The organism is Candidatus Protofrankia californiensis (assembly GCF_900634765.1).
Lineage (GTDB): Bacteria > Actinomycetota > Actinomycetes > Frankiales > Frankiaceae > Protofrankia > Protofrankia californiensis.
On the sequence record NZ_CAAAFT010000412.1, the window covers coordinates 20,123 to 25,212 of the forward strand.

Annotated in this window: 4 protein-coding genes and 1 pseudogene; all 5 read right to left on the reverse strand. The window is 68.3% G+C overall.

Annotated features, from left to right (window positions below):
- Positions 1-825, reverse strand: an 825-nt coding sequence (locus DD1DGNOD_RS29970; RefSeq protein ID WP_241255888.1) for a M16 family metallopeptidase, incomplete at its 3' end; no start/stop codon positions are given.
- A 9-nt stretch (positions 826-834) separates the two neighbouring features.
- Positions 835-3,036: a polyribonucleotide nucleotidyltransferase gene (locus DD1DGNOD_RS21230; protein WP_430827849.1), complete on the reverse strand. Its 2,202-nt coding sequence runs from the start codon at positions 3,034-3,036 to the stop codon at positions 835-837.
- A gap of 188 nt (positions 3,037-3,224) precedes the next feature.
- The gene (gene rpsO, locus DD1DGNOD_RS21235; protein WP_131768274.1) at positions 3,225-3,494 is read right to left on the reverse strand and encodes a 30S ribosomal protein S15; all 270 of its coding nucleotides are present in this window, start codon (positions 3,492-3,494) and stop codon (positions 3,225-3,227) included.
- Between the two features lie 137 nt (positions 3,495-3,631).
- On the reverse strand, positions 3,632-4,573 hold the full coding sequence (locus tag DD1DGNOD_RS21240) for a bifunctional riboflavin kinase/FAD synthetase (protein ID WP_131770912.1): 942 nt from the start codon (positions 4,571-4,573) through the stop codon (positions 3,632-3,634).
- Positions 4,574-4,625: 52 nt separating this feature from the next.
- Positions 4,626-5,090, reverse strand: a pseudogene (truB, locus tag DD1DGNOD_RS29975) (tRNA pseudouridine(55) synthase TruB); the annotation flags it as partial.

Sequence of the window (5,090 nt, forward strand, 5' to 3'; positions counted from 1 at the left end):
CATCCCGACGGTGCCGAGCACGACGTGCGCCTGCTCGGTGGGACGCCGGTTGACCACCAGACCCGCAGCGTCGGCGGGGTAGGCATAGGAACCACCGCGCACCGCACCCGGAGCGTCCGTCCCGCCCAGGCGGTCGGCGAACGCCGACGCGACAAGCGCGAGCGTCCGTTCGTGGTCGATGTTGCCGGCGATCGCGACCACCATCTCCGAGGGGGTGTACCGGGACCGGTAGTACTCGGCGATGGTGTCGCGCTTGAGACCCTCGATGGACTCGGTCGTTCCCAGCACCGGACGTCCCAGCTCGGTGTCGCCGAGCACCGCCGAGGTGAACACGTCGTGCACGACGTCGCTCGGGTCGTCGTCGTGCATGGCGATCTCTTCGAGGATCACGCCGCGTTCCGCCTCGACGTCATCGGCGGTGACCAGCGAATGGCACACCATGTCGCTGAGCACCTCGACCGCGTCGGCGAGATCGCTGTCGAGCACCCGTACGTAGTAGCACGTGTACTCCTTGGTCGTGAAGGCGTTCAGTTCACCGCCGACCGCCTCGATCGCCGCACTGATCGTGAGCGCGTCCCGGGAGGGCGTGCCCTTGAACAGCAGGTGTTCGAGGTAGTGGGAGCAGCCCGCCGTCAGCGGGCTCTCGTCACGCGAGCCGACGCCGACCCAGATCCCGATCGCGACCGAACGGACCCCGGGCACCTTCTCGGTCAGCACCCGCAGCCCACCCGGCAGCACCGCCCGCCGGACCGTGCCGGACAGCAGCTCCTCACACAACGTGCCGTCCGGTAGCAGACCTGCCCTGGTGATACCCGTGTCGGTCACCGGCGGCGGTCAGGCCCCGACCGGGACGCCGTCGGCGTCCTCGACCACGGGAGCCAGGCTGATCTTTCCGCGGCTGTCGATGTCGGTGATCTCGACCTGGAGCTTCTGGCCGACCTGTACCACCTCTTCCACCTTCTCCACCCGCTTCCCCCCGGAAAGCTGCTTGAGCTTGCTGACGTGGAGGAGCCCGTCCTTGCCCGGGGTCAGCGAGACGAACGCGCCAAAGGTCGTGATCTTCACGATCGTGCCCAGGTAGCGTTCCCCGACCTCGGGCATCTGGGGATTGGCGATCGCGTTGATCGCCGAACGGGCGCTCTCCGCGGAGATACCGTCCTGCGCACCGATGTAGATGGTGCCGTCGTCCTCGACGGTGATCTCAGCCCCGCTGTCCGCCTGGATCTGGTTGATCATCTTGCCCTTCGGGCCGATGACCTCACCGATCTTGTCCACCGGAATCTTGACGGAGATGACCCGTGGAGCATGGGTGGACATCTCGTCCGGCCCGTCGATGGCTTCGGCCATGACGTCGAGGATCGCCAGGCGCGCGGCCTTCGCCTGCTGCAGCGCGTTCCCGAGGACGGAGGCGGGAATGCCGTCCAGCTTCGTGTCGAGCTGGAGGGCCGTGACGAACTCCCGCGTTCCGGCGACCTTGAAGTCCATGTCGCCGTAGGCGTCCTCGGCACCGAGAATGTCGGTGAGCGTGACGAAGTCATCACCCTCGTGAATCAGCCCCATCGCGATCCCGGCGACGGCGGCCTTGAGCGGAACACCGGCGTTCAGTAACGACAACGTGCTCGCGCAGACCGAACCCATACTGGTCGACCCGTTGGATCCCAGCGCCTCGGAGACCTGCCGGATCGCGTACGGGAACTCCTCCCGGCTGGGCAGCACCGGCAGCAGCGCCCGCTCGGCCAGAGCGCCATGACCGATCTCACGCCGCTTCGGCGAGCCGACCCGGCCGGTCTCCCCAGTGGAATACGGCGGGAAGTTGTAGTTGTGCATGTAGCGCTTGGTGCGGTCGGGGTTGAGCGTGTCGATCGTCTGCTCCATCCGCAGCATGGCCAGGGTGGTCACGCCGAGGATCTGGGTCTCGCCCCGCTCGAACAGAGCCGATCCGTGCACCCGGGGAATGAAGTCGACCTCCGCCGACAGCTCGCGGATCTCGGTGACCCCACGCCCGTCGATGCGGATACCGTCGGCGACGATGCGCCGGCGCACCAGCTTCTTGGTCAGGGCGCGGTAGGCCGCCCCGATCTCCTTCTCCCGCCCCTCGAACTGGCCCACCACCTTCTCCGCGGCCAGTGAGCGGACCCGGTCGAGCTCGGCTTCCCGCTCCTGCTTGCCGGCGATGCGCAGCGCCGCGGCCAGCTCATCACCGACCGCTATCGACAACGCCTCCAGCACGTCGTCGTGGTAGTCGATGAACAACGGGAAGTCACGGGTGGGCTTGGCGGCCCGCTCGGCCAGTTCGCGCTGTGCGCGGCACAGCTCCCGGATGGCGGGCTTGGCCGCCTCCAGCCCCGCGGCCACGACCTCCTCGGTCGGCGCGGACGAGCCCGCGGCGAGCAGCGGAACCGTGTGCGCGGTCGCCTCCGCCTCGACCATCATGATCGCGACGTCGGAGCCGTCCTCGAGGACACGGCCGGCCACGACCATGTCGAAGGTTGCCCGCTCCAGTTCCGCATGGGTCGGGAAGGCGATCCAGTTGCCGTCCACGTAACCGACCCGGGTGGCCCCGATCGGACCCGAGAACGGCAGCCCCGCCAGCGTCGTGGACGCGCTGGCAGCGTTGATCGCGACCACGTCGTAGAGCGTGTCGGGGTCGAGGGCGAGCACCGTCGCCACGACCTGGATCTCGTTACGCAGGCCCTTGACGAACGACGGCCGCAACGGACGGTCGATCAGGCGGCAGGTCAGGATCGCGTCCTCGCTCGGACGCCCCTCCCGCCGGAAGAACGAACCGGGGATGCGCCCGGCCGCGTACATCCGCTCCTCGACGTCCACCGTCAGCGGGAAGAAATCGAGCTGTTCCTTGGGCTGCTTGCTGACCGTCGTCGCGGACAGCACCATCGTGTCGCCCAGGTAGGCGACGGCCGCGCCGGCCGCCTGGCGGGCCAGCCGGCCCGTTTCGAAACGAACCGTCCGCCGGCCGGCGGCACCGTTGTCGATGACCGCCTCGGTCGAGATTATCTGATCCTCCACTGGCACCACTCCTCCTCAACATCGGCCGGGTCCGTCTCGCCGAGGAGGCCGGCGCTCAGTCGAAGCCTCCGGGGTCGTCGTAACGACCTACCCGGACACCACCACCGAGGACCGACAGCTCGCGCCGTCACGGACCCGGTCAGATCAATGGAAGCGACATCGCCTCATGTGCGACATCGCTCCCCCCTCACCCGCCCTTACCGCCGCAACCCGAGCCGCTCGATCAGCGACCGGTACCGGTTGATGTCGGTGTTGGCGAGGTAGTTCAACAGCCGCCGCCTGCGCCCCACCAGCAGCAGGAGCCCCCGCCGGCTGTGATGGTCGTGCTTGTGCGCCTTGAGGTGCTCGGTCAGGTCGCTGATCCGCCGCGTGAGCATTGCCACCTGGACCTCGGGGGAGCCGGTGTCACGCTCGACCGTGGCGTATTCGGACAAGATCTGCTGCTTGACGTTGCTCGCGAGCGGCACGCGAAACCTCTTTCTGTCACCGGGCAGGATGCGCGCCCGGAGTCTGCCTCACCCGGGCTGACGGACACACCACGCTCGTCTGGTGTCGAAGCTTACCAACCCAGCGGGTACTGCCCCGACCTCCCAGTGTTGCACACCTAGCGTTGCGAGCCCGTAACCGCTGTGATCTTGCGGGTGGCGGTCACGTCGGCCGCCATCTGGGTGACGAGGTCGCCCACGGAATCGAAACGCAGGGTCGGGCGCAGCCGCTCGGTGAACTCGAACGCCAGCCGGGCGCCGTAGAGATCGTCGTCGAAGTCGAGCAGGTACGCCTCGACGCGGCGATCGGTCCCGTCGAACGTGGGGTTCGTCCCGATGGAGATCGCCGCCGGATACCGGTCGCCGGAGCGCACCGCATGCCCGGCATAGACACCGTCCGCCGGCACCGCCGCATACCTGGTGGTCTCGAGATTCGCCGTCGGATATCCGATAGTCCGCCCGCGCGCATCACCGTGCACCACGGTCCCCTCGACCCGGTGGTCACGGCCCAGCGCCCGCGCCGCCGTCACCACGTCGCCCTCGGCGATACGAGCCCGGATGTGCGTGGAGGAGAGCACATGGTCATCCTCGCGTATGAGCCGGACGCCCTCCACCGCGAAATCCTCCGCCGCGCCGCTGCGGCGCAGGCTCTCCAGGTTCCCCGCCGCCCGGTGACCGTAGGTGAAGTTCTCCCCGACCACCACCGCGCTCGGCCGCAGCTGGCGTCGCAGCATGTCGTGGACGAAATCCTCCGGTGACACCAGACTGAACTCGGGTGTGAACGACTGCACGCATACGGCGTCGACACCAAGGCGTTCCAGCAGTTCGACCTTGAACTCGGGGGTGGTCAGCAGCGCTGGGTGGCTGCCCGGGTGGATGACCTCCGCCGGATGCGGGTCGAACGTCAGCACCAGGGCCGGCTCACCCGCCCTGTGCGCGCGCTCGACCGCGCGAGCGATGATCTGCTGGTGGCCGCGGTGGACACCGTCGAAGAAACCGATCGTCACGACACCACCGGGCCAGTCGTCCGGCGTATTGCGCACTTCACGCCACCGCTGCACGTTCAAAAGCCTATCGGGATCTCTTCGGGCCCAGGAGCCAAAGGCGACGCGATCATGTCTCTTGCGCTGCCGAAGGCTGCGCGAAAACCACCAACGACCGGCAGGCATCCTCGGTGTCCTGGGCCAGGGCAAGGAGCTCACCGGCGGGGCCGAAGACACCATAGGTGCCGGACACGCCGAACGGCGGCAGTCTGCGGCCATGAGATATTGCGCACGCTTCGTCGGTGTCCACCTGGCGACGGGGAAACAGCGCGCCGACGGCATCGGCCAGCGGGCGCAGCGCACCTGCCCCGACCTCGGCAAGAGCATCCAGCGTGATCGCCTCGGTGAGGTCGAACGGGCCCACCGACAACCGTCGCAGGGCGCGCAGATGGGCGCCGCATCCCAGCGTCTCGCCGAGGTCACGAGCCAGCGCACGGACGTAGGTGCCGCTCGAACAGGCCACGACCACGTCGAGATCCGTTCCGCGGCGGGCCAGCAGCTCGAACCGGCTCACCGTCACCCGCCGCGCCGCGAG